Here is a 23,976-nt window from a genome sequence, read left to right on the forward strand (position 1 = left end):
ATGGCGATTATAATCAATATTGACGTAATGTTAGCGAAAAGGAAAATGAGCGTTACAGAACTTTCGGAGCGGGTGGGAATAACGATGGCCAATCTGTCCATATTGAAAAATGGAAAGGCAAAAGCGATTCGATTTTCCACTTTGGAGGCAATATGTAAGGCATTGGAGTGTCAACCTGGTGATATTTTAGAATACAAATGAAACCAATAGTACAACTACTGCATTTTGGCTATCATCAGGCGATGAGTTGCATATTTCCAATTGCGATCTTTGGAACTTTAGCTCTTTCTAGCATAATAGAGGTGCCTTTTGTTTACCGTTATGATGCCATTCTTATTACACTGCTTACAGTGCAGTACCTGATGTACCGCAGTGGATTAGAGACACTCGATGAAATTAAAGTGATCTGTATATTTCACGTTATAGGTTTGTTGTTGGAAATATATAAGGTGAGGATGGGATCATGGTCATACCCTGAGCCCGGGCTAACGAAGGTATTCGGTGTACCGCTTTATAGCGGATTTATGTATGCGAGTGTCGCAAGCTTTATGTGTCAGGTATGGCGTAGACTGAAGATGGATATGACCGGCTGGCCGGGACTTTTTTCTACGGGACTACTAGGGGGAGCCATCTATCTGAACTTTTTCACCCATCATTTCATTCCTGATTTTCGTTGGTGGCTGACGGGGCTTGTGCTCATTGTTTTTTGGAGAACATGGATCATATATCGGGTACGGACCACTACTTATCGCATGCCCTTGACACTGGCTTTTCTTATAGTTGGTTTCTCCATCTGGTTAGCCGAAAATATAGCTACATTTTTTAATGCTTGGAAATATCCTGATCAGTACCAAGCCTGGAGACTAGTAGGTTTCAGTAAGATCAGTTCGTGGTTCCTTCTGGTCATCATTAGCGTCATTATTGTTGCCCAGCTTAAACATGTTAAAGCTAGACGGTAATAGAGATGAGGAGCCACATCTTCTTATGGTAGAATGATGATTATGGCTTAAGGAGTGTTAGCTTGAATAAAAAGTATCAGTTACCCGTATTGTTTGTAGCATCAGCGCTGCTAATTATAATCAGCACTTTGATTCCTTCGGAGAAATCGACTTGGCTGGGAGTATTGCAGACGCTTTTGCTTGGAATCGGATTGTTAGGCGGTTGCCGGGCCTTTTGGAGATTTATCCATGGTGGCAAGAAAAAAGGTTGAAATTTAACCTATCAAGAACAGTGAGGCCATGGCTAATGCCGTGGCTTTTTTTGTACGCGTAAATAAATTTATATAGATGTCTATAACATGACGTGATGTAGTCAAGTTATGAAAGCTATGATGAATATGTAGTTAACGAATAAAGGAGAGATATCATGCTTACCAAGTTATCACAGCCAGTAGCCACATATTTTGATACAGCCAATCATCCCGATAAGGTTGCCTTTGTTAGCAACTTCTCAGACCATGCCGTTCTTGTGGATGATGGACGCGAATATAAGGGTATAGCCGAAATTCAAGAGTGGAGCAACGTCAATGTCTTTGCCGCCCAACTTAAATATGAGATCACTAAGGTTGTACAAAATATTGAGCGCAGCGATGAGACGATTGTCACGGCTAAGGTGGATGGTAATTTTGACAAAACCGGACTGCCCGATCCACTGATGTTTGAGCATCACTTTACGGTCGAGAAAGGTGAAATTGTGAGGCTGACCATCCGCTTTCTAGTCTGAACTGACCCGCGATCCTGCGGAGCTTCAGACTATTCACAGAAGGCCCCCGCCGGGTTGGCGGGTCATCCGGTTACACCACTCGCCATGTACATGAAGTGATTGAGGGTCCACAGATTGAAGGACTATTGTCGAGGGTTTATAAGTTTCAATGTAGTAATTACACGGCTGACAGATTGGCATTTGGCAAAGTGTTCCCTTGAGCAGCCATTTCCTCCCGCACATGTCTCAGCTGTGCTTTCAGCACGGGCACACTTTTCTGGAGAATAGTGCTTATCTCAGGCAAAGAAAGCTTCATACCATACCACAGTGATTTTACAATCTGCTCATCCCAGGTGAAGTCTTTGGCAGAACGGGATACCCGGCCTGCAGTTAGCCCCGCACAATGATGAATACAGCTCCGGTACGCCAGGATTGGGAATAATTGAGGGTTTAATTCAGCCCGTCGGTTTGGCTTATACAGCTCTGTAAAGGTGCTGACCGTAATCTGTTCCGCTTCCGTGGATTCCTCTAACAATAAAGAGCTGAGGGTGAGGATTGCACCGGAGTATTTTTGAACGTATTCGGTAAAGGTAGCACTGTAAGCAGCTTCTGTAGGTAACGGGTCTGGCATGTGGGCACGTTCCTTTCTGAACGTAAGATTATTTGTTCTATAATTTCTATAGTATTGAGAAGTAAGCAATTGATTTGTCCATGAGCTCGGCTGTATTCCAATCAGGCCAGCTTCGCTTCTGAAGCGACATACCAGATAGTGCCTTCGATGGCTTATAATACAATCGTCCTGCTCGTGAATTCCCACCAGCAACAGCTACATGTAGACGGTCAAGCTGGATATGCCCTGTGAGAAATTTGCCTTGTAGTTTAGCTCTCAAGTCCAGCAAGGCCATTTGTACCATCACAAGCTGATCAGGTTCCCACACCATACTCTGGCACTTTACGATATTTAAGGCCTCGTCTAGCTGACAGTTGCGGATGCTTCTTAGGAAAGTAGCCCATTTGATGAGATCGAAGATTTTCGCATTATTAGTTATGATGCAGGCTCCCCAGCTATGTTCATTGTGGGAAGTGAGTTTCAGAATGCCATAACGGTCACTTTCGGATGCAATCATTCCGTGGTGGACAGCTTGTGGCTCATTGAATGCAAATACTTCAATACGCGACAGTCTGCTTTGAGCCATTGTAAGTTCCTCTTTTCTTTGATTATCCATAATTCCGGCAACCCAAAAACCGCAGGCAGAGGAGGACCTCTGCCTGCGGTTTTTGGGAACAGGCATAAATAAACCTGCGCAAAAGCACGGCGGATCAAGGATCTCTCTCTTTACGCTTACGAGGTTAGCTGTCGGATTCGGACGGTGAGAGTCGCCCTACCTTAATGAGACTGTAACGATATCGTCTCTTTTGGATTCACCCCAGTAGACCTTGCGGCCTGATGGTTCCCCCGTTTCCCGCGAGGCGGGAATTCAGCGTGCATTCAATAATGATTTCAAATCGAATCATACACTTTTAGGATTTTTTTGTAAAAAACAAAAGGCATTCTTTATAGTTCGATATTGCGCAAATTTCGGTGGAAGTAGGAGCGAAAGTGAGCCAATATATATATTTCATCAATTATCGGCCATTTTTCTCTGAAATGCGCCATTTCTCAATTTACTTATCGCAGGGAGGGGGATTATCAGGATTCACCTTTAATTTGAATTAAATCAGAATAATAACGATTAATCGCTAATGAATAAAAAGACGAGTAAATGAGCGAAAATAAGAGATTAGACCTTAAGTAAACGTCACCTTTCTTGTAATTAGTTTTCTTTAAGCATTATTTTGGCAACCTTCGTGTTTTACAAGCGAGCCTGTCGGAGAGTATGATTACATCTGTTTCCACGAACCGATGTGAGAGTCGGAGTCGATTATGGAGTGAATAAGTGTAATGTGATCGCTTGCGAGCCGCAGAGGATATCCTTTGGGGTTTTTTGCTGTTGACTTGGAGCATACTCCAGGGGATATCATTCAATGTGTAAGGACTTACATGAAAGGAGCCTATAAATGTTGGAGCCTATCTTTAGCATAGCCGAGGTCGCTGAAATTACGGGTCTTAGTCAGGATACTCTCCGCTATTACGAGAAAATAAAGCTACTGCCCTCCACTAAGCGGAAGGAGAACGGGCAGCGGGAATATAGCAAGCTTGACCTTGACCGCGTACGCTTCGTTACTATTCTCAGACGAACCCATATGCCGCTGCGGAAAATCAATGAATATATGAATAACTCGTCCATTAAGAACTATGAGGAGTGCTACAGCTTACTGAATGAGCATAAGACGCTAATTGAAACGCAAATGGCAGAGATGGCGACGACGCTGGATATTCTGAAGCATAAGCTGAAGAACTTTGAAGAGCTTAAGGAAGGCAACTTTCTGGATGCAGAATATGATAAATGATGAGATTACGAAACAGGCTCCCCTAAATTCGGGCTTTGGGCCACAGACAACAGCTGCGGAAGCGCTTGGTGGCCGTGATTTGAGTGGCAAAATTGCGATCGTGACTGGAGGGTATTCTGGTCTAGGACTTGAAACCTCGCGCGTGCTTGCCGAAGCAGGAGCTACCGTTATCGTTCCTGTACGCACACTAGAGAAAGCTCGTGCTTCTTTAGCTGGCATTCCCCGTATTGAGATGGAAATCCTGGATCTACTTGATCCTGCCTCTATTGATGCTTTCGCGCAGCGGTTTCTTGATTCAGGGCGGCCGCTGCACATCCTCATCAACAGCGCAGGGATAATGGCCCCACCACTGGTTCGGGATGCCCGTGGTTACGAATCGCAGCTCGCTACGAACCATCTGGGTCATTTCCAGTTGGTTGCCCGTCTCTGGCCTGCCTTACAACAAGCCGGAGCTGCAAGGGTCGTCGCAGTATCTTCGCGGGGCCACCATAGAAGCGGAGTGGACTTCGAAGATCCGAATTATGAGCGGCGGGAATATGAGAAGTGGAATGGCTACGGTCAATCAAAGACGGCCAATGTCTTATTTGCAGTCGAGCTGGACAAGCGGGGGAAGAAGCATGGCGTTCGGGCGTTTTCCTTGCATCCTGGCAGTATCCTGACAGATCTGGCCCGTAATTTGTCTGATGCTGAACTGCGATCCATGGGAGCTTTGGACGATGCTGGGCAGCCTATTTCTGCCGAATTGACGACTCATATGAAGACTGTCCAGCAGGGAGCTGCGACTAGCATCTGGTGTGCAACGAACCAGCAGCTGGAGGGCAAGGGCGGTGTTTATTGCGAGGACTGTGATATTGCTGAGATCGTTCCGGTCGACAGCGAGAAGAAAGAAGGAGTACGGTCTTGGGCGATTGATTCTCAGTTTGCTGAGCAGTTGTGGAAGTTGAGCGAGAACTTGACTGGCGTGAATTTTGCCATCTAAACAATGTGCAAATTAAACACTGTCGTTACAACAACAAAACGGGTGCCGTCCACATAAGGACGGCACCCGTTTCTTCTTGCAAATTTAACATCATGTAATGAATGATTCAGCAGTTTAATTATTTACCTGCAGTTTCGATAAGAACCTTGAGCTCAGGGAGATTAAATCCCTTAACCACTTGATCTCCAGAGACAGTAACTGGCACACCCATGAAACCGAGCTGTTCAACTTCTTCCTGGTAAACGGTGCTGGTCATGACATCTCTTACTTCGAAGGGAATGCCTTGCTCGGTGAGCAGTTGTTTGACCAAATTGCAGTCGCTGCAGCCTGCTGTGGAATAGACTATGACTTGCCCGCTCATGAGTTTACAGCCGCTTTGATAGCATCACGCGTAATTTTCCAGTGGGAAGTATTCCAGCGGACTTCCGAATTCTCAAGCAGGAAGATTTGCGGAGATTCATGCTTAATGCCAAAATCCTCAGCGATTTGTGTGGAGACAGGGCGATCCTCAATGACAAGGACGATGGCTGCCGTAGTATCTGTATCTTTTAGAAAGGCTTCGAATTCCTCGTTCGCCTTCGCACTGATAGGGCAGGTAGTGCTGTGTTTGAAGAGCAGTTTCTTGCCTGGTTGCTCAACATATTGGTGCAGATCCTCCAGAGAATGGAGTCGTTGGATAGACAAAGTTATCACCTTCCTGGGATAGTTGTTTGCTAACAATTGTGTTGCTAGCAACTGTTATTATGATTGTAACATAGTTCAAAATTAAATCAAAAAAATATTCTTAACTGCTTGGATAAGCAAGCTGAAATGAGTAATGAAATGGCGTTGAAAAAACAGATGTCACATGCTAAGGTGAGGGGGATGGAAGTAAGATACTGGAAATAAGATACACCTGTATTTGCCACAGGAAAGGGAGTTCGTTATCATGCAAAAGATCGCTTGTGTTACCGGTGCAGACCGAGGTCTGGGATTATTTATTGTACGTTGGTTATTGGAGAATCAGTTCACTGTATTTGCGGGCCAATATATGGTGGATTCAGAACCACTGAGCATGCTTAAATCCCAATACCCAGAGAATTTAAAGCTGATTCCTCTGGATATAGGCAATAGTGACAATGTGAAGCAAGCGGCGCGAGCCATTGCAGGCAGCACTGGGCACGTCGATATTATTATCAACAACGCCGGCATTATTCATAAGGCGGATTGTGCTACGATGCTGGTTGATATGGATGATGAAGCCATGGCACAAATCTATAATGTGAACACACTGGGGTCTTTGAGAGTCAGCAATGCACTAATGGGTCTGCTGCTGCAAGGCAAGGATAAACTCATTGTCAATATTTCCTCGGAGGCTGGCAGCATAGCCAGCAATAAGCGAATCAACATGTACGGATATTGTATGTCCAAGGCGGCACTTAATATGCAGTCCTCCTTGATGCATAATCATTTGAAGAACTTAGGCGGTCAGGTCATGGTGTTCCACCCCGGCTGGTTGCAGACCTATATGAATGGCCACAAGAATGAAGAGGCGCCCATATCACCTGAGGAGTCAGCCTATAAGATTATGAATCTCGTGCAGCGGCATAAGGATTACCTTGGTGAAGAACCGGCCTATCTCGATCTGGATGGCAAACGTTGGCCATGGTAACCGGATTTCTATATTTACTTTGAGATGATAATAGAAGGGCGTGGATGAATTGTCGACAATAAAAGCTTTGGCGCTGGGCAGCTACACAGAGGCTAAATACCATCCTTTTGCCGGTGTGGATCATGAATTTGAACAGGTTTTTGCAGGTGAGTTGGAGGTTCAATCTTCAGAGGATTATGGCCTGCTGAATAAGGATACGTTATCTGAATATAAGCTGGTGATTGCCTATACGGAATTTTCTGATGTAAAAATATCCCTACAGCACAGCAGCGCATTGCTCTCTTATGTGGCTGGCGGTGGTGGACTACTTGTTGTACACAATGGGATCTCGCTGCAGCGGAATCAGGAGCTTGGCGTTATGCTGGGGGGGTATTTCACTCATCACCCAGAATATACTTCGCTTCATCTATCGATCCCGGTGCCGGAACATCCAATTATGCAGGGTATTGGGGATTTTGTGATACAGGACGAGCCCTATTATTTTGAGATGCAGCCTCATTTTGAGACGACAATCCTGGCAGAGTATCCACATGATGGTGCCATGAGACCGGCAGCCTGGTGTCACGAGTTCGGTCTTGGGCGGGTAGTCTATCTGATGCCTGGGCATCATCTGCCTTCATTTTCGGTAGAACCCTTTCGTCAGATGATCAAGCAGGGTGGACTTTGGGCAGCGGCATTGCTGTAGTAGTCAGTTTTGAATGGCTAATACCAATATAGTATTTATAGAGTCCAACTGTAGCGACAGCTACGGTTGGACTCTTTTGGTGCGCCCAGCAGCGTGCAGAGGGTCGGAAGGCCATTGGTGGTATGTAGGCATAGGAATGCTGGATTTTGTACATCATTTATCGTTTTCCCTAGTTGCGTGCATGAATTATCCTGTGCTGGCAAAAAATATGACTGCAGCTATAAAGGGGGCGTTAATGGTGTGGAAGACGATAGCGGGCTTATTTCCGAGCTGGAGCATGCTGTTTCAGGGATTCATCATCTTCATTGTACCCGTTGCCTTAACGCGTACAATGACCTGGATCGGAGCAAAAGAGGGAAAAGTGAGCACTAGAGGACTCAGGGCTGAAGGCACAAAGGGTGGTGGTGTTCCAAGTGCTGCAGGGTCAGGCGGAAATGTGCAGAAGAGCAATCCAGCTCCCCGTAAGATCAAGGAGGGGGGGGATTCTGTTAGTGTTGCGGATCATGTGTCCGCCTCTATGACCTATACTGGCCAATTTCAGGAGGATTTGCAGAAGTTTAAAGAGATGAGCGCAGATATGGCCGATGTCAATGTGAGAGAACTGCGCATTGGAGCTCTGCAGATCAAAGCGGCGCTGCTGTTCGTGGATGGGCTTACGGACAAGGATGGAATGGATCGTAATATTCTGAAGCCTCTAATGAATGCGATGCGCCCTTTTGAAGGCATGACCACCGCTCCAGAAGCGAACGTGCTCAAAAACATTATTATTCATCAGGTTATTTTAGTCTCGGAAATCGAATTTACCGCAAATCCGCTGATGTCGCTGCAAAAGGTATTGTTCGGCTCTGCTGTATTGCTGGTCGAGGGTATGACTGAAGTTTTTGTAATGGGTACCCCGAAGGGCAGAACAAGAATAGGTGAGGAGCCGGTATCGGAAGCACTCCTGCGCGGTCCGCGGATCGGTTTCACCGAGACGCTCAGTGATAATACGGCTATGCTCCGGAGGAATGGGCAGAACACCGAACTTGCTATGATTTCTTTTACAGTGGGCAAAAGAATACAGAAAGAAATGGTTTTGACGTATATCAAAGATATCGCTAACGAGGAGCTTGTAGAGGAGGTCAAGCGAAGAATCCGCACGATCGATATAGATGATGTTAAAGAATCTGGCTATGTGGAGCAACTGATTGAAGATAACTATCTCAGTCCTTTTCAGCAGATCCAGAATACTGAAAGGCCGGACCGTGTAATGGCGGCCCTGCTGGAGGGAAGGGTGGCTATCCTTCTTGACGGTACACCGTTTGCTTTGATCATGCCGGTTACGTTCGCGATGCTGCTGCAATCTCCGGAGGATTATTATGACCGCTGGATTGCGGGTTCTCTGCTCCGTGTACTTCGTTTTTTGGCAGCAACCATATCGTTGTTTGGTCCTGCCTTGTATATCTCATTTCTCTCCTTTCATCCGGGATTGATTCCGACCAAGCTGGTCATTTCTATTATTAATTCCCGGCAGGGGGTGCCCTTTCCTTCATTAATTGAAGCGCTGATCATGGAGGTATCCATAGAAATATTGCGGGAAGCCGGACTGCGTCTGCCTAAACCGATTGGACCCGCGATGGGGATTGTTGGCGGCTTAATTATTGGACAAGCAGCCGTAGAAGCGGGGATTGTCAGTCCGATTCTTGTCATTGTTGTGGCGGTTACAGCGATTTCTTCCTTTTCAATGCCCATGTATAGTGCTGGTATTACATTGCGGATGCTTCGGTTCGTTGCGATGTTCTTCGCCGCGACGTTTGGATTGTACGGTGTGATTCTGTTCTTCCTTTTGCTGAGCAGTCATTTAATCAAGCTGAAAAGCTTTGGCGTTCCATACCTTAGCATGGCAGCTCCCTACCGGATACGTGATTGGAAGGATTTCATTATCCGGATGCCGCTGCAGTTTATGAAACGCAGGCCGGAACTGCTGAAACCCAAGGAACCTCGGCGATAAGGATGAGAAATTAAAGGAATTGGAGGTGTGAGATATGAACGCCGAAGTAAAGGATCGAATAACAACCACTCAAGCAACAATCATGATGGTGAATTATATACTCGCTGCAGGTATTCTCACCCTTCCCAGGACAGTAGTTCAAGCCAGTGGAACTCCCGATGTATGGATATCCGTAATTCTGGGCGGCATACTCTCTATGCTGACAGGAGCTGTAATTGTGAGGCTCAATCAGCGGTTTCCGGGCCAAACCTTTTTTCAATATAGTCGGCGCATCATTGGCAAGCCGCTGGGAGTGTTGCTGGGAATGGTAATTGCCGGGTATTTTCTATGTATAGCCAGTTATGAAATACGTTCCGTACAGGAAGTGACTGTTTTTTTTCTGTTAGAGGGGACACCTTCCTGGGCTTTTGCGTTCGCGTTTATATGGACTGCTCTTTACTTATGCAGAGGCGGAATCAATGCTGTATCCCGCATGTGTCGGTTGATTGTTCCTATTACTTGGACGGTATTTGCCATAGTATGTCTGCTTAGTCTCAAAGTCTTTGATATCAATAATCTACGCCCCGTACTTGGGGAAGGATTGGGACCCGTCTGGAAAGGGGTTAAGCCGACCTCTCTGACCTTTACGGCAGGGGAAGCCCTGTTCTTCCTGATTGCTTTTATGGATAAGCCGAAGAAGGCTATGAGAGTACTTGTAGTCGGAACATGTATACCCACATTTTTTTATGTTGCCGCTGTTGTACTGACTATCGGGGCATTCTCTGTAGACGGAGTAGTAACGAGAACGTGGCCGTTCCTTGATCTGATACGCAGCTTTGAGGTGGATTATCTCATATTCGAACGTTTTGAATCGCTGCTGCTGGTTATCTGGATCATGCAGATATTTTGTACATTTTGCATTGCTTTCTACGGTGCTGCTCTCGGCATGTCGCAAATACTGAACAAAAAATTCCACAATTGCCTGTTTGCCCTGTTGCCAGTAGTTTATGTCATTTCCGAGATTATTCCTAGTATTAATGCGCTGTTTGCGTTTGGGACAGGAATCGGAAACTGGGCCATAGTCCTGTTTGGATGCATGCCGCTGCCTTTGTTAATCATCGCCCGCTTAAGGAGGATTGGGCCATGAAGCGCACAGCTGTAATTCTGGTGCTGCTTGCAGCGTGTGTACTACTCTCTGGGTGCTGGAGCAGCTCGCCCATTGAGGATTTAAATATGATAGTTGGTGTCGCATTGGATAGCGCGGATGAAACCGAGGTTGAAGCGATATTTGAGCGTGAGGGCGGGGATTACCCGAAACGGAAAAAAATATCTTGTACCTACCAATTTGTTATTCCACAAGGCGCGGGAGGAACCCCAAAAGGTGCACCTCCATCCAAAAATTTCAATAACATGACTGAAACTGGAGACTCTATCTTTGAAGCTGTAAGGGAGTTTTCATTGCGTACGAACCGTCCTCCGATTGGACATCATCTGAAGATCGTTGTGATTGGAGAGGAGCTTGCACGTTCAACGAATATATCCGAGCTCATAGATTTCTACGCCCGGGATAATGATCTCCGTCCAAGTGTATTGCTGATGATCAGTGGTGGCAAGGCCAGGGATGTACTGAGTAATTCGCTGCCAGGCCAGATCCCCTCATTTGTGTTGGAAGATATTTTCAATAACGTGGACCGGAACTCAAGAATATGGGAGCCTCTGTCTATTGCCAAGGTGGTCGGTCTTTTGCATGGAAAAAAGAGTTTTTTAATGCAAAATGTGATTATTTCAGGGAAGGAATATAAATTTGCAGGAGCAGGAGTGATCAGAGGGAAAACGGGAAAGTACATTGGCTTTCTGGATGAGTCAGAGCTGGAGGGTATGGTCTGGGTTACGGGAAAGGGAAAGGGTGGAGTTCTCAAGACGTATGATCCGGATAGAGACAAGCTCCTAACGTATGAAATCAATTCTATGAGCAGTAAAATCAAGGCGAAAGTGGAGGGTGACGACATTTCTTTTGTCGTTAACATAAAGTCCAGCGGAAGATATGCTGAAGTATTTGCCTCCGGTGGAAAAAAACTAGACAAGGCTTGGGTAGAGAAAGATGAGAAAACGCTGCAGAAGCAGATCGAAAAATTGGCTCAATCCACCGTGGACAAAATGCAGCATGAACTGCATGTTGACGTTGCGGGATTCGGAAACAGTCTCCATATTCAGTATCCGTCCGTATGGCGCAAGGTCAAGGAGGATTGGGACGAAACCTTCAGCGAAATTCCGGTTACCTATGAGGTGAAGCTGGATTTAGAGAATTATGGTGCCTCCGGAATAACTGCTGAGTAAGGGAGGGGGCATGGGTTGCAGGAACTGGGCGATCATGCTGTTGTCCTTACTGATCAGCTTCCGCTTAAGAGGAGGGTTGAGTTATGAAGCGCGCAGGTGTAATTATGATGCTGCTCGCAGCGTGTGTACTGCTGTCCGCATGCTGGAGCAGCACGCCAATTGAGGATTTAAATTTGATAGTAGGTATCGCACTGGATAGCGCGGATGAAACCGAAGTTGAAGCGGGATTTGAGCGTGAGGGCGGAAATTATCCGAAAGAGGATAAAATATCCTGTACCTACCAATTTATGATTCCGCAAGGCGCGGCAGGCCCCCAAAAAGGAAGTTCACAAACCAGGAATTTCAATAACATAACAGAAACTGGAGATTCTATCTTTGAAGCTATACGGGAGCTTTTACTGCGTACGAATCGTCCTTTAAATGGATATCACCTGAAGACCGTTGTGATTGGGGAGCAGCTTGCACGTTCAATGAATATCTCCGAGCTTATAGGATTCTACACCCGCGACAATAACATCCGTCCGAATGTTCTACTGTTGGTCAGCAGGGGGAGGGCCAGGGACGTGCTGAATAATGCGCTTCCGGGTCAAATCCCTGCCTTTGTGCTGGAAGGTATCTTTAATAACCGGGACCGGAACACTAAGATATGGGAACCGGTATCTATGGCTATGGTAGTCGGTCCCTTGTACGGGAAAACAAGCTTTTTGCTGCAAAATGTAAATTCTGCAGGCAAGGAACCCAAATTTGCGGGAGCAGGTGTAATCAAAGGGAAAACGGGAAAACTCATTGGCTTTTTGGATGAGTCAGAGCTGGAGGGTATGGTCTGGGTTACGGGAAAGGGAAAGGGTGGAGTTCTCAAGACATATGATCCGGATAGAGACAAGCTCTTAACGTATGAAATCAAATCTATGAGCAGTAAAATCAAGGCGAAAGTGGAGGGTGACGACATTTCTTTTGTCGTTAACATAAAGTCCAGCGGAAGATATGCTGAAGTATTAGCCTCCGGTGGGAAAAAATTAGACAAGGCTTGGGTAGAGAAAGATGAGAAAACGCTACAGAAGCAGGTCGAAAAATTGGCTCAATCCACCGTGGACAAAATGCAGCATGAACTGCATGTCGACGTTGCCGGATTCGGAAAAAGTCTTCATATCCAGTTTCCGTCCGTATGGCGAAAGGTCAAGGAGGATTGGGACGAAACCTTCAGCGAAATTCCGGTTACTTATGAAGTGAATATAGATATCGAAGAGTATGGGGCATCAGGTATCACAGCCGACTAATAAGGGAGGACGCTGCAAAAAAAGTGTTGACCCCCTCACTGGTGTCAGGGTTTATACTGACTGTAAACCATTTCTCATGAACCCCGGGGAGAGGCGTGAGCGTCCGTTCATTGCGATATTATGAGAGTCAGGGATTGATTACACCGATTCGTCAAGCCAACGGCTACCAAACGTATACACCGCTTGAAGTGGAAACGGTGGAAACGATCAAGCTATATTTAAATTTGGGTCTGTCCACAGAGCAAATTGCAGGCTTTCTGCACTGTGTCCTGAAGAATAAGGAAGCCTTCTGCGCGGACGTGATGCCGCTATACCAGACTAAGCTTGCGGATATTGAAAAACAGCTCCTGCAACTGAATCAGATTAAGCTGAATTTAGAGCAGCGAATGGCGGCCATACTGCATGAACAGGAGCAAAGTAATAGCGGGCAGGAGGCTGATACCAGGTTATCGCCTAAGTGTGCCTGCCCTTAAGATGATGTAGGGAGGAATGTTAATTACAAGGCACCGGAACGGTACTGGTAGATTTCGGGGCACCGTGGTGTCCTCCTTGTAAGGTGCTGTTGCCTCTGCTGGAGGAGCTTCATCAGGAATATGGGGACACTGTATCTATTCTAAAGGTGAACTGTGATGAGCTACCAGAGCTGGCAGCAGAGGCTGGTGTTATGAGCATGCCTACGGTTATTGTATTTAAAGAAGGACAACCGATGGAAAAACTGGTCGGATTACGTCCGAAGTCAGCCTATCAAGGGGTATTAAATAAGTATGTTCTAACACCGAGTATTCTTTAATAAACAGTAAGAGGCAGGAAGAAGCATAGACTCTATGCGACTTCCTGCCTTTATTAGTTCCGTGGATAAACGGATAGTCACTAGTTACTTAGTTCTATCAGCAATATGGACAACATCGTTCTGATGCAGAGCATCCAGTACTTCAGCTCTCAAGGTACTTGTGAAGGTGTTCCAAGTTTTTTTGCCAATATCAAGCTCAGCTCGTCCGATGGAGTTAAGCGTATCCAACCATACCCGTTTGTCATTAATAACCCCAAGCTGTTCCTGAATATTCTTGTATATCTCTTCATGGGCATGGAATTTCTGGTTCAGTGAAAAAGCAGCCGCACTGGCAGTATAGCGAAGCTCCTTCGCAGCGATCCGCAACTGGTGCAGGGCGTCGAAGGCCTCTGTAGATTCTGCACCCTGTTGGAATATAGTTTTGCAGGCTTTTTTCTTCTGCTCATAGGCTACCTCAAGCTCGCGCATAACAACATTGGCATCTCTTTTTGCGACCAGACCTTCAAGCTGTCCGCTCAAGAAGTCATTCCACAGTCCATCCAGATCCTTGCCCATCAGTTTCGGCAGATCTTCCGCCAGCTTCTTGCGGTAGGTCTTACGCTTGTCTTTCTGGTGTTTAATTACAGCTTCCAGTAGCTCAGCGGTTCTTGTGTCGCTGCCTTCCTTGGCTAGCTTGCGTCTACTCTTGAAGGATTCAATCAGCACATCCGCATCTCTCACCTTGCCCAGTCTTTTCTGAGCTTGCTTGAACACGGGGTAGAGTCCCGAAGTATGCTGCGGATCAAGAATGGACAGTAGCGTCAACAGTTTCCGGCTATTCACTCTAGCTTGATGAATGTCTTCGCTGTTGAATGTTCGGAGTGTTTCCTTGCTATAATCCCTAAAGTTAACATAGAGCAGATTGAGCGCTTGCTCCCATTGTCTGGTCTTGCTCTGGTCCTTGGATAGTTGTTCCATTGTCATGCAGCATCACTCCTAAAAGTTGTGTATAGCATGAACCTCTAGCGTGTAAGCTTTCGCTTGGGAATTCGTTATATCCTCTAAGGATAGCGTTATCATAGCGGTATATCAAATGCTAAATGGACGAGTGGCAGATCGGTTACAATGTAACTAGGTAAGGGAAGACGAATTTGATCTGTACTTGGAGGTATTGTTTATGAGTAGTGGATCGTTTAATGAGGAACCGCTCCAGAGAGAACTTCCAGAGGTTATGGCACTCTTTCAGCATTTGATTGATGAGAGTATAGAAGGAGGGGGCGGAGCAGGTGGAGAGATGCTGATCCCTTTTGCTTTCGAGGAGACGCTCTGCAGGGATATCGGCACAGGGCTTGCCCCGCCATCGCTGCATCTATGGAGTCATCCCGGGGGCGTGGCCTTAGGTTTGCGGGACAGCAAGCTGCCCTTCGCCGCTGAGGCGATGGCTAAGCTTGAACGAAGCGGGCTGCGCACAGCGGTCAGGCACTCTGGCGGTGCGGCGGTACCCCTCGATGCAGGGATCGTCAATGTCTCTCTGATTCTCCCGAAGAGCCGTGGTAAGCTGGACTTCCACGATGATTTCCGGCTGCTGGTTTCTCTGATTACCGAAGCCGTAGCTGTAAGCCACCCGAAGGCTGCTGCACAAATCGTGGCAGGTGAGGTCCAAGGCTCCTATTGCCCTGGCGAATTCGATCTGGCGATTGGCGGCCGGAAATTTTGCGGTATTGCCCAGCGGCGGCAAAGTAATGCTTATTTTGTCCATGCCTTTATTGTTGTCGCGGGCTCCGGACAAGAGCGCGGAGAACTTATCCGCAGCTTCTATGAAGATGCCGCAGGCGAAGAGCAATCGTTATCTTATCCGCGGGTAAGTCCAGAGACGATGGCCGGACTCCAAGAACTCGGCGGACCAGACACAGTCGGCATGTTTGCCACAGGGTTTAGGCAGGCGTTAGCCCGTCGTGGCGTAGAACTAATATCGTCAGCCAACACTGGTTATACTCTAGAGTATACAGACCCACGGGTCGTGGAAGCCGCACAGATGTTGCAGGAGCGTTATTCGCTGCAGTAGTGAACGGGTGCCGTCCCTATAAAGGACAGCACCCGTTTCTTTTTGACGGGGTTACTGGATTAATAGTATAAATGAGGCCTTCTATCGGAGAAAATCGGGATTTGCTCCCGAATCTCTCGTACTCTCGGCAAATCAAGGGTACCGGTAAGGATCTCTTCGCCTTCGGAAGCTTCACAGATGATGTCTCCCCAAGGATCAATAATCATGGAATGGCCAGCAAAAGTGTTCGTTGGGTCGCTACCTGCACGGTTGCAGGCTACGACATAACACTGATTCTCGATGGCACGGCTAATTAGCAAAGCTCGCCAGTGAGACAACCTTGGCAGCGGCCATTCCGCACTGATGAATAGGACTTCGGCGCCTTGCGCCGTATGGGCTCGAACCCATTCCGGAAAGCGGATGTCATAACAGATCAGACCCGCGCATAACGTGCCGTCGAGCGTAAATAGTCCTTTGGCCTCGCCGGGCTGCAAGTATAAGTGTTCATCCATCAACCGGAATAAATGCAGCTTGCTGTATTCACCAACCAGTTCTCCCTGGCGACTAAAGATGAACATGCTGTTGGTTATGCCTGCGGACCCTTTGCTCGCAACTGAGCCTGCCACAATGTTGATATTATATTGTTTTGCTAGGGTTGAGATGAAGCCTTTGGTAATCCGCCCTTCTGGATCACCTATTTCTTCAAGACGGGACAAGTCATAGCCGGTAGTCCACAATTCAGGCAGGATCAGGCAGTCGGGTTGCTCAGCGGCAGCCTGATGAATTTTACGTTCGGCAGTGGCATAATTAATCTCAGGATTTCCAAAAGCGATATCAAGCTGGATAAGGGATATTCTCATAGTTAATCCTCCTTCGTCTTTGATTTACGACATAATATTTTGATAATGGTTGACGGGTCAAGTAATTAGGTATAGTATAATTTTTATAAATATGATTTTGCACAATACATTACAATGAGGAGGTTGATTTTGAGCGAATATCAGCCTGAGGAAGAGCGCATCTTTGAACTGCTGCAGGCGTTGAACAAAGGGATCGCACCTAAATTTGAACGCTGTGCAGGCATCAGTCCCACTCGTCTTCGTCTTCTCCACGAGTTATTTCAGGTCGATGAGATCAGCCAAATCGCTCTGCAGAAGGAAATCGATATTGATGCTGCTGCCATTACTCGTCACCTGAAGTGTATGGAGGAATATGGGACAATAACGCGTCGTAATAATCCAGCCGATAACAGAGTCACCCTCGTCTGTCTTACAGAGCAAGGACGGGGTAAGGTAGCCTCATACAGAGAAGAGAAGAAACGTTTTATCAGCAGTCTGCTCACGGGCTTTAATGATCAGGAACAGACAGTGCTTATAGATATGCTTAACCGGTTGCAACATAATATCAATCTGCTGTAGCCGCACCCTATAATTATATAATAAAGGAGAATAACACATGAGTACTACACAAATCAGTGATTTCACAGGAATAATTACAGGTCGCCGCTCCATTCGTAAATATGATCCAGCAGTCAAGATCAGCAAAGAGGAAATGACTCAGATTCTTACGGAGGCCACCCTTGCTCCTTCTTCAGTGAACATGCAGCCTTGGCGCTTCCTCGTGATTGATAGTGCAGAAGGAAAGGCAACATTAGCACCACTTGCCCGCTTTAATCAGACGCAGGTAGAGACCTCAGCGGCAGTGATTGCCGTGTTTGGAGATTTGAACAACTTCGATTATGCTGAAGAAATATACAGTGCCGCTGTGGAGCGCGGGTTTATGCCTGCCGATGTCAAAGAAAATCAATTGGCTAGACTAGCCGGCCATTTCTCCACCTTGCCAGCAGCAGCAAACAAAGACACCGTGCTGATTGATTCCGCTTTGGCTTCTATGCAATTGATGTTGGTAGCCCGTGCGCATGGCTACGACACGAATCCTATCGGCGGTTTCGAAAAAGATAAAATCGCGGAAGCTTTTGGAATGGACAAAGATCGTTACGTCCCGGTTATGCTGATTTCGATTGGTAAAGCTTTAGAAGAGGGCCATGAATCCGTTCGTTTACCAATTGAAACAATCGCTCAGTGGAAGTAAAAAATAAAGGAGGAAACACAGACAATGATTATTATTCATGCCGTATTTCATGTTAAACCCGACCTCAAGGTGCAATTTCTGGAAGAGGTTAAGCCGCTGATTGCAGCTACCCATGCAGAAGAGGGCAATCTCTCTTATGACCTTTACAATCATGCAGAACAAGAAAATGTATATATCATGGTAGAGACCTGGCTTGACTCTGAAGCGGTTTCCAGCCACAATACAAGCAGTCATTTTACAGCCTTCGCAGCCAAGGCTGGCGAATTCTTGACTGCACCACTCGATGTTAAGGTATATAACGGCGAACAGATCAACAAGTAATTTCTGCTGAAACAGGGTGTTCCGAGAACCACTTGGAACACCCTGTTTTTGTGCAAAAATGTGGTGGCACGTTTATAAGAAGGTCTTCTGGGGTATCTACGCTTAGCCCGGATTGGGTTAACCCTTAACGATGTCAATAAGAATAGATGGAGGTCCTTACATATGGAGAACAAGCTACCGATTTCTGAATGGGATGACCATTTACGAAAGAATATGATTGATTACGTGAACTATTACTTATCCGGTGGTTCACTGCGCAGTATTGAGCCAGATGCTGGCGAAGCAGTAGAGAAAATTACAGAGGTGATGGATCGGAAGACCGCCCGCGCATATCGCCAGGAACTTGGCGGAGTAATTACTGAAGCTGGGCAGTTGCAACAATTGCCTGGCTTCAGTCAACTTATGCTCGAACAGCTTGCTTTTGCCGTGAACAGATTCGATTCCGGTAAGCTCAGAGCGCTTGCTCCGCAGACGACCCAGAATAACTGTGTAGATCCGTATACGAATGGTCCACAGTGTCTAGAGATGCTCTTGGGTGAAATCGACAAAACACAGCGGTATATTCATCTGTCTGTGATGCTGTTCTTTAACGATATTTCCGGAAATCTTATTGCCGAGGAATTGCTTCGTGCGCTTGGACGTGGTGTTCAGGTCCGGATTATGGTGAACTATACCATCACTGCTTTAGGCCATGGGAACAATCTGGAGTTTGGGGAATTTTCCAAAATTTCTGCTCGGCTGGAGGCTGCGGGAGCTAAACTGCTGAATACGTCCAATTCCTGTTACACTACGGTGGGATGGAGTATGAAGCGGGAGGCATTGAAACAGCAGGGCGTCCCGGAAAACATCCTTTTTCTACAGGATAAAGTAGAGAAGGATGTGGAAATTTCTGGGCTGAATGTTATAGACCACCGAAAGTTTATGATCATCGATGGTATAACCTCAGTTATCGGCAGTTTGAATATTGGTGACCAATATACATACGAAACGCCTCTGAAGGAATCATCTATCGCAAGTATAGACGGGCAACGACTTGGAATCCCTAGTAAAGTGGAGGAGTGGCATGACGGTTGTTTTCGGGTTCGCGGAGCTGCGTCGTTGCCACTGAATGTCGTGTTTCAATCGAGATGGATGCTGCTCGGAGGTGATCATTTTGCGGCGGACGATTCCTTCTACCATCCAGATGTGAATTATGATTGCGGAGAGGAAGAATGTACGCTCTTTGTAAGCTTTCCGGGTAATCCGGTCAATCTGATGCAGCAGTATTATCTGGATTTAATCACTTATGCAGCCGAGGAGACGGTAATAGTGAATCCTTATCTGATCGATCAGGCTTTTTGGGATCGGCTGGGTGAGTTGGGTCCAGACTGTTCGGGTCACATATCGATCTGCAACCCACTGCTGGTCAATGATCACCCTACAAACCGTGCGGCGGTGCGCAGTAATATGTACGTACCCTTTTGCAACGGTGTATCTTTTTACGATTATAGCTTAACCGGCCGTTTCTCCCATTGGAAAATCACTTATGACCACAGATCGCGGGCAGTGTTCCATGGCTCTTATAATATCAATGAAAGAAGCGCTTGCCACGATTTTGAATTGGGGCTGCTGGTCAAAGGCGAAGCCTTTGCAAGCAAGGTGAAGTCGATGATCGATTATGATCTTGGCGTCTCCAGAAAAATAACGGATAAGAGGGAATTCTTCAAGCATCCCTGGCTTCATCCCAGTACATATGCGAATAAGTCTACCCAAAACTATACTTGATCGCGGAAGTCCAACTTCATGTATAATGTTCGGTATCACTATACAGATGGAGCTTATGATATGAAAATAATTATTTCCAAAATTGGCTTGAACAAAAATGAGGTCTTCTTTGTCACGGAATACGGTGAGGGCAAGGGCAACTGGTATGGGCCTCATGTGGAGCCTGGTACAGAGTGTGAGGTGGAATTTGAACTTACAGATCTGTTCATGCGATGGGTAGATATTGTGCCGTCAGACAGCGATCACTATAACATTCACCAGGACAGAGATACGATTAGTTTTATCGGTATATTGGATAATCTTGAAGAAGACGGCACGGGATATTTGCGGGTTGGCGATAGTCTAATGATGTTTGAGAGCTTGGGCGAGCCCATGCGGTTGGGCGTTTTTGTAGAGCTGAAAACCAAGGCAGTCAAGATATATCCGCTAGTCCTTTGAGCTAAAATAGGGTATTCCCCCGACTGTCTTCCCTGGAGGTGAGGTTTATCCACCGCTGCAGCTATGCTATGATAGCTAATAGAATCAGAAGTGAAGCAATAAGGAGCAGAGTCCATGAACAGCGAAATTCAGCAATTCAAGACGGAATTTTTTAAGGCATTGGCTCATCCCATGCGAATTCGCATCCTTGAGCTACTGAGCGAAGGCGACAAGAACGTAAATGAACTGCAGGCAATACTCGGTTCTGAAGGATCAGCAGTTTCCCAGCAATTGGCTGTATTACGTGCCAAAAATGTTGTAGCCACAGTAAAAGAAGGCACTACTGTTATTTATTCTCTCCGCGATCCCCTGATTGAAGACCTTCTGGCGGTAGCCAAGCAAATATTTGATAACCACCTTGTAAGTGCCATTTCTATGCTTGAAAGCATCCGTAGTGAGTGAATTTGGAAATCATGAATGTCATTTGGATGTTGACAAGAGCGACAAGCAGGAGTAATATTTACCTTATATTCAAATAATCAGATATTTAGAGAAAAGAAGGTTAGAAGATGACAGGGTGGGGCCGTTATAAAGGCTACAACATTGCTTCTCTGCGCAAGGATATTATCTCAGGGACAATCGTCGGCGTTATTGCCATTCCACTAGGGATGGCATTTGCTATTGCTTCCGGTGTGAAACCGGAGTATGGAATTTACACAACTATTGTGGCTGGTATTCTAATTTCACTGATTGGCGGGTCCAAGTTTCAAATCGGTGGCCCTACAGGTGCTTTTATCCCGATACTCTTCGCTATTGCGATGCAATATGGTTATGAGAACCTGCTGATTGCAGGGATGATGGCAGGTGTTTTTCTAGTCTTGATGGGGGCTCTAAAGCTCGGAGTGTTGATCAAGTTTATCCCGAAGCCGGTAACCATTGGCTTCACAGCAGGGATTGCCGTGATCATCTTCAGTGGACAGGTTGCCAACTTTCTAGGGCTAAAGGATATGGAACGGCATGAGAGCTTTGTCGACAATATGAAAGAGATTGGTATTCATATATCGACTATTAATATTTACAGCATCCTGACGGCTGCAATTTGCCTGATTGTTGTAATACTGACGATTCGGTTCGCTCCAAGAATTCCCGGATCGCTGATAGGTCTCTTATGTGCTACGGTGCTGGCGGCATTATTCTTCAGCGGCAAGGTGACGACTATCGGTTCAGCTTATGGCGCGATTCCTAATACACTGCCAAGCTTCCACTTTCCAGTAATCACTTGGGATAGAATTGTTACTCTAATTCGGCCTGCATTTGTGATCGCAATGTTGGGTTCGATTGAATCGTTGTTGTCTGCCGTTGTTGCAGACGGAATGACAGGTACTCGACATAACAGTAACCGTGAGTTGATCGGTCAGGGTGTTGCTAATATCATTGCACCGATGTTCGGTGGTATTCCCGCGACAGGGGCCATTGCCAGAACAGCTACTAATATCAAAAGTGGCGCTGTATCTCCTGTATCCGGGATTGTACATGGTATAGTTGTATTTCTTATTCTTCTGCTGTTTGCACCCTATGCTTCAAGTATTCCCTTGGCTGCCATGGCTCCAATATTGATGGTAGTGGCCTGGAATATGAGCGAGCGCAAGCAATTTCTTCACCTGCTTAAGATCAAGACTGGAGATTCGCTGGTATTGGCAATCACCTTCCTGTTGACAGTGTTTGCAGATTTGGCACTGGCGGTCGAAGTAGGACTTATTCTTGCCGTAATTCTCTTTGTGAAACGGATGGGTGAGGTTCATCTGGTCTCCAAAGTGCTGCCCGATCCAACTTCAGTTAAAGTGGGCGCACATATGGTTACGGAGAGCCATGATTGTCCGCAAATCGGGATTTATAATGTGGAAGGGCCTTTATTCTTTGGGGCTGCGTACAGGTTCGATAATACGATGCCAGGTTATGGTTCCGATCATCCTAATATTATTCTGCTGCGTATGGGAAAGGTTCCGTTCATGGATACGACCGGAGAAGCCAATTTGGCAGGGTTGATGAAGCAATTGCAGAAAACTGGCGGGAAATTAATGATTTCCGATATTCAGTCCCAGCCGCTTGATCTGCTCAAAAAAACCGGATTATATGAAGCCATAGGCGCGGAGCAATTTTATGACCATACTGGGGAAGCCATTAATGTAGCGCTTGGTGCACTTGATTATAACAAGTGTATCGGGTGTACCCATTCTGCCTTCAGAGAGTGTAAAGCACTTTCTGGTCTTGATGAGGCTGGGAGCCTGCGCGGCTTAAAGGTAGTTTCGAAGCCTGTAGTGGCGCGTGAGCTAAGCGGTGGCATCTGAGTATAGCCCATAAGCGCTTTCTTCAGAAACTGTATAGCAATGATCAACCCGGACGCTTCCTGCGTTCGGGTTTTTAGATTAGAATGAACTAATGCAACGGTATTCCTAATGATAAGGAGAATATTGCTAATGAGGGAACTGAATTATCCGAAGGTGTTTTTGTTCTTGGCTGGGTTGTCTCTGGCTACGCTGGCGGTGTATTATGTGGTTTCGCTGCGGACCGACACCTATTTTTCTTTTCTGATCTGGAATTTGTTTCTGGCCTGGATTCCTTTTTTATTCTCCATGGCTGCTTATGAATTGGACAAGAGGCGGGTTTGGGGACTACTACTAGTTCCATTGGGTATAGCCTGGTTACTGTTTTTTCCGAATTCTCCTTATATTATGACTGATCTGGTGCATTTATCGGGAGGAAAGGGTAAGTACATTGCAGGAGGTACTATTCAGAGCCGTTACTGGTATGATCTGGTCACTCTGCTGCTGTTTACTTGGAGCGGCTGGTTAACTGGATTCTTTTCTCTGTACCAGTTTCAAAGTGTGATTTATCGCAAAAGCAGTCTTCTGCTCTCATGGGTATTCGTAGTGGTTGCTTGTGCGCTGGGTGGTTACGGCGTATTGCTCGGCCGGGTGTACCGGCTTAACAGTTGGGATGTCTTGACGGACCGGCACCAATTGTATCAGTTAGTTCTGGATAGCCTAAACCGGCAATCGGTATTTTTTAGCCTGTTTATAGCCTTCGTGTTGCTTGTTATTTACGCTACGATGTATTTTCTGCTGAACGGTCTGAGCACGAGAGAAAGAGGGCCACATCCTAAGAGACGCAGAGTTTAATCGGTGGGTACAGGGTGATACTCATATTGGATTAGGTCTATAGCGCCTTTTTCATCAAAAAGTATACCTTCTCCCAGCAGATAGAGCTTCTGCAGTGAACTGGATTCCTCATCCATGATGGAAATTATGCCTTTTACATTAACGACTCTATGCCATGGCAGCTTATGCAGCCGGCTCATAGAATGAAGAATGCGAACGACCTGCCGAGCTCCTCTTGGGCTTCCTGCGGTACGGGCGATTCCTCCATAAGTCATAACCTTCCCCTCGGGGATAGACTGTATGATGTGGATAACCTTTGCTGTGAATGGTTTCATAGTGGAGCTCCTTTCATCAAAATATAA

29 protein-coding genes, 1 pseudogene and 1 riboswitch are annotated in these 23,976 nt (G+C 46.4%); of the genes and pseudogenes, 23 read left to right on the forward strand and 7 right to left on the reverse strand.

The window, feature by feature from the left end; translation table 11 throughout:
- From GJB61_RS21005 to GJB61_RS21020, 4 genes are all read left to right on the forward strand, one after another.
- Complete coding sequence (locus tag GJB61_RS21005) at positions 1 to 201, forward strand: helix-turn-helix domain-containing protein (RefSeq protein ID WP_154120997.1); 201 nt, start codon at positions 1 to 3, stop codon at positions 199 to 201.
- Positions 198 to 959, forward strand: coding sequence for a DUF817 domain-containing protein (locus GJB61_RS21010; protein WP_154120998.1), 762 nt, complete (start codon positions 198 to 200; stop codon positions 957 to 959). The genes GJB61_RS21005 and GJB61_RS21010 overlap by 4 nt, the downstream gene beginning before the upstream one ends.
- Positions 960 to 1,021: 62 nt before the next feature.
- Complete coding sequence (locus GJB61_RS21015) at positions 1,022 to 1,210, forward strand: hypothetical protein (RefSeq protein ID WP_154120999.1); 189 nt, start codon at positions 1,022 to 1,024, stop codon at positions 1,208 to 1,210.
- A gap of 155 nt (positions 1,211 to 1,365) precedes the next feature.
- Positions 1,366 to 1,722, forward strand: a complete 357-nt coding sequence (locus tag GJB61_RS21020) for a nuclear transport factor 2 family protein (RefSeq protein WP_154121000.1) — start codon at positions 1,366 to 1,368, stop codon at positions 1,720 to 1,722.
- A 157-nt stretch (positions 1,723 to 1,879) separates the two neighbouring features.
- Here the strand turns inward: GJB61_RS21020 and GJB61_RS21025 are convergent, their stop codons facing one another.
- Positions 1,880 to 2,332 carry a hypothetical protein gene (locus GJB61_RS21025; protein WP_154121001.1) on the reverse strand — a complete coding sequence of 151 codons (453 nt, stop codon included), beginning with the start codon at positions 2,330 to 2,332 and terminating at the stop codon, positions 1,880 to 1,882.
- Positions 2,333 to 2,378: 46 nt separating this feature from the next.
- Positions 2,379 to 2,897, reverse strand: a complete 519-nt coding sequence (locus tag GJB61_RS21030; protein ID WP_154121002.1) for a hypothetical protein — start codon at positions 2,895 to 2,897, stop codon at positions 2,379 to 2,381.
- Positions 2,898 to 3,026: 129 nt separating this feature from the next.
- Positions 3,027 to 3,195: riboswitch (cyclic di-AMP (ydaO/yuaA leader) on the reverse strand.
- Between the two features lie 564 nt (positions 3,196 to 3,759).
- Here GJB61_RS21030 and GJB61_RS21035 point away from each other — a divergent pair.
- Both GJB61_RS21035 and GJB61_RS21040 read left to right on the forward strand, forming a co-directional pair.
- Complete coding sequence (locus GJB61_RS21035) at positions 3,760 to 4,152, forward strand: MerR family transcriptional regulator (RefSeq protein WP_229522170.1); 393 nt, start codon at positions 3,760 to 3,762, stop codon at positions 4,150 to 4,152.
- On the forward strand, positions 4,142 to 5,131 hold the full coding sequence (locus tag GJB61_RS21040; protein WP_420819763.1) for an oxidoreductase: 990 nt from the start codon (positions 4,142 to 4,144) through the stop codon (positions 5,129 to 5,131). Before GJB61_RS21035 ends, GJB61_RS21040 begins: the two co-directional genes overlap by 11 nt.
- A 118-nt stretch (positions 5,132 to 5,249) precedes the next feature.
- Here the strand turns inward: GJB61_RS21040 and GJB61_RS21045 are convergent, their stop codons facing one another.
- A complete protein-coding gene (locus tag GJB61_RS21045; RefSeq protein WP_154121004.1) occupies positions 5,250 to 5,492 on the reverse strand; it encodes a glutaredoxin family protein in 243 nt (80 codons plus the stop codon).
- On the reverse strand, positions 5,489 to 5,815 hold the full coding sequence (ytxJ, locus tag GJB61_RS21050) for a bacillithiol system redox-active protein YtxJ (RefSeq protein ID WP_154121005.1): 327 nt from the start codon (positions 5,813 to 5,815) through the stop codon (positions 5,489 to 5,491). Before ytxJ ends, GJB61_RS21045 begins: the two co-directional genes overlap by 4 nt.
- 244 nt (positions 5,816 to 6,059) lie before the next feature.
- On the opposite strand from ytxJ, the gene GJB61_RS21055 reads away from it, so the two are divergent.
- The 8 genes and pseudogenes from GJB61_RS21055 to trxA form a co-directional block, all read left to right on the forward strand.
- The gene (locus GJB61_RS21055; protein WP_154121006.1) at positions 6,060 to 6,782 is read left to right on the forward strand and encodes an SDR family NAD(P)-dependent oxidoreductase; all 723 of its coding nucleotides are present in this window, start codon (positions 6,060 to 6,062) and stop codon (positions 6,780 to 6,782) included.
- 49 nt (positions 6,783 to 6,831) lie between these two features.
- Positions 6,832 to 7,467 carry a ThuA domain-containing protein gene (locus GJB61_RS21060; protein ID WP_154121007.1) on the forward strand — a complete coding sequence of 212 codons (636 nt, stop codon included), beginning with the start codon at positions 6,832 to 6,834 and terminating at the stop codon, positions 7,465 to 7,467.
- 238 nt (positions 7,468 to 7,705) lie between these two features.
- The gene (locus tag GJB61_RS21065; RefSeq protein ID WP_420819764.1) at positions 7,706 to 9,457 is read left to right on the forward strand and encodes a spore germination protein; all 1,752 of its coding nucleotides are present in this window, start codon (positions 7,706 to 7,708) and stop codon (positions 9,455 to 9,457) included.
- A gap of 34 nt (positions 9,458 to 9,491) precedes the next feature.
- Positions 9,492 to 10,583, forward strand: a complete 1,092-nt coding sequence (locus GJB61_RS21070; RefSeq protein WP_154121008.1) for a GerAB/ArcD/ProY family transporter — start codon at positions 9,492 to 9,494, stop codon at positions 10,581 to 10,583.
- A complete protein-coding gene (locus GJB61_RS21075; protein ID WP_154121009.1) occupies positions 10,580 to 11,773 on the forward strand; it encodes a Ger(x)C family spore germination protein in 1,194 nt (397 codons plus the stop codon). Before GJB61_RS21070 ends, GJB61_RS21075 begins: the two co-directional genes overlap by 4 nt.
- Before the next feature lie 83 nt (positions 11,774 to 11,856).
- Positions 11,857 to 13,050, forward strand: coding sequence for a Ger(x)C family spore germination protein (locus tag GJB61_RS21080; RefSeq protein ID WP_154121010.1), 1,194 nt, complete (start codon positions 11,857 to 11,859; stop codon positions 13,048 to 13,050).
- Positions 13,051 to 13,145: 95 nt separating this feature from the next.
- A complete protein-coding gene (locus GJB61_RS21085) occupies positions 13,146 to 13,523 on the forward strand; it encodes a MerR family transcriptional regulator (RefSeq protein ID WP_338116001.1) in 378 nt (125 codons plus the stop codon).
- A gap of 23 nt (positions 13,524 to 13,546) precedes the next feature.
- Positions 13,547 to 13,840: pseudogene (trxA, locus tag GJB61_RS21090) on the forward strand (thioredoxin); the annotation flags it as partial.
- An 84-nt stretch (positions 13,841 to 13,924) separates the two neighbouring features.
- Here trxA and GJB61_RS21095 read toward each other — a convergent pair.
- Positions 13,925 to 14,803, reverse strand: coding sequence for a CHAD domain-containing protein (locus GJB61_RS21095; RefSeq protein WP_154121012.1), 879 nt, complete (start codon positions 14,801 to 14,803; stop codon positions 13,925 to 13,927).
- Between the two features lie 193 nt (positions 14,804 to 14,996).
- Here GJB61_RS21095 and GJB61_RS21100 point away from each other — a divergent pair, with 193 nt between their 5' ends.
- Positions 14,997 to 15,884 (forward strand): lipoate--protein ligase family protein, encoded by an 888-nt coding sequence (locus GJB61_RS21100; RefSeq protein ID WP_154121013.1) that lies wholly within the window; start codon positions 14,997 to 14,999, stop codon positions 15,882 to 15,884.
- A gap of 59 nt (positions 15,885 to 15,943) precedes the next feature.
- Here GJB61_RS21100 and GJB61_RS21105 read toward each other — a convergent pair whose 3' ends face one another.
- On the reverse strand, positions 15,944 to 16,723 hold the full coding sequence (locus GJB61_RS21105; protein WP_154121014.1) for a carbon-nitrogen family hydrolase: 780 nt from the start codon (positions 16,721 to 16,723) through the stop codon (positions 15,944 to 15,946).
- Between the two features lie 129 nt (positions 16,724 to 16,852).
- Here GJB61_RS21105 and GJB61_RS21110 point away from each other — a divergent pair, with 129 nt between their 5' ends.
- The 8 genes from GJB61_RS21110 to GJB61_RS21145 all read left to right on the forward strand — a co-directional run bounded on the left by GJB61_RS21110 (position 16,853) and on the right by GJB61_RS21145 (position 23,635).
- On the forward strand, positions 16,853 to 17,281 hold the full coding sequence (locus GJB61_RS21110) for a MarR family winged helix-turn-helix transcriptional regulator (protein WP_229522172.1): 429 nt from the start codon (positions 16,853 to 16,855) through the stop codon (positions 17,279 to 17,281).
- 37 nt (positions 17,282 to 17,318) lie between these two features.
- Entirely contained in the window at positions 17,319 to 17,954 is a 636-nt protein-coding gene (locus tag GJB61_RS21115; protein WP_154121016.1) for a nitroreductase family protein, read from the forward strand.
- A gap of 24 nt (positions 17,955 to 17,978) precedes the next feature.
- Complete coding sequence (locus GJB61_RS21120) at positions 17,979 to 18,275, forward strand: putative quinol monooxygenase (protein ID WP_154121017.1); 297 nt, start codon at positions 17,979 to 17,981, stop codon at positions 18,273 to 18,275.
- 162 nt (positions 18,276 to 18,437) lie between these two features.
- On the forward strand, positions 18,438 to 20,039 hold the full coding sequence (locus tag GJB61_RS21125) for a phospholipase D-like domain-containing protein (protein ID WP_154121018.1): 1,602 nt from the start codon (positions 18,438 to 18,440) through the stop codon (positions 20,037 to 20,039).
- 60 nt (positions 20,040 to 20,099) lie between these two features.
- On the forward strand, positions 20,100 to 20,477 hold the full coding sequence (locus GJB61_RS21130) for a hypothetical protein (RefSeq protein ID WP_154121019.1): 378 nt from the start codon (positions 20,100 to 20,102) through the stop codon (positions 20,475 to 20,477).
- Positions 20,478 to 20,591: 114 nt separating this feature from the next.
- Positions 20,592 to 20,918: an ArsR/SmtB family transcription factor gene (locus tag GJB61_RS21135; RefSeq protein WP_154121020.1), complete on the forward strand. Its 327-nt coding sequence runs from the start codon at positions 20,592 to 20,594 to the stop codon at positions 20,916 to 20,918.
- 107 nt (positions 20,919 to 21,025) lie between these two features.
- Positions 21,026 to 22,804: a SulP family inorganic anion transporter gene (locus GJB61_RS21140; protein ID WP_154121021.1), complete on the forward strand. Its 1,779-nt coding sequence runs from the start codon at positions 21,026 to 21,028 to the stop codon at positions 22,802 to 22,804.
- A gap of 129 nt (positions 22,805 to 22,933) precedes the next feature.
- The gene (locus GJB61_RS21145; RefSeq protein WP_154121022.1) at positions 22,934 to 23,635 is read left to right on the forward strand and encodes a DUF1361 domain-containing protein; all 702 of its coding nucleotides are present in this window, start codon (positions 22,934 to 22,936) and stop codon (positions 23,633 to 23,635) included.
- On the opposite strand, the gene GJB61_RS21150 is transcribed toward GJB61_RS21145, so the two are convergent.
- Positions 23,632 to 23,949, reverse strand: coding sequence for an MGMT family protein (locus GJB61_RS21150; protein ID WP_154121023.1), 318 nt, complete (start codon positions 23,947 to 23,949; stop codon positions 23,632 to 23,634). The genes GJB61_RS21145 and GJB61_RS21150 overlap by 4 nt on opposite strands.
- Between the last annotated feature and the right edge of the window lie 27 nt (positions 23,950 to 23,976).

This window comes from Paenibacillus monticola (assembly GCF_009664975.1).
Lineage (GTDB): Bacteria > Bacillota > Bacilli > Paenibacillales > Paenibacillaceae > Paenibacillus_AQ > Paenibacillus_AQ monticola.